Source organism: Cupriavidus sp. SIMBA_020 (assembly GCF_046535395.1).
GTDB classification, from domain to species: domain Bacteria; phylum Pseudomonadota; class Gammaproteobacteria; order Burkholderiales; family Burkholderiaceae; genus Cupriavidus; species Cupriavidus campinensis.
In genome coordinates, this window is record NZ_JAWRWU010001069.1 from 1 (window position 1) to 256 (window position 256).

Below are 256 nucleotides of genomic sequence, written 5' to 3' on the forward strand. Positions count from 1 at the left end.
GCCGGCTTCGTAAAGCAGATCGGCCAGATAGAACGCCGACAGCGGCACCTTCTCCGACGGCTTCACGATCACGCGGTTGTTGGTGGCGATCGCCGGCGCGATCTTGTGCGCGACCTGGTTCATCGGGTGATTGAACGGCGTGATCGCGACGATCACGCCGTCGAGCGGCTGCCGCTGCGAGAACACGCGACGCGCCTTGCCGTGCGGCGTCAGATCGCACGAGAAGCTCTGCGCGTCGTCGCGCAGCGCCTCGACG

Annotated in this window: 1 protein-coding gene; it reads right to left on the bottom strand. The window is 66.4% G+C overall.

Going from position 1 to position 256, the window contains the following annotated elements:
* Positions 1-256 (bottom strand): aldehyde dehydrogenase family protein (locus SB751_RS32780; protein WP_410749351.1); only part of this gene is annotated, 256 nt, incomplete at both ends.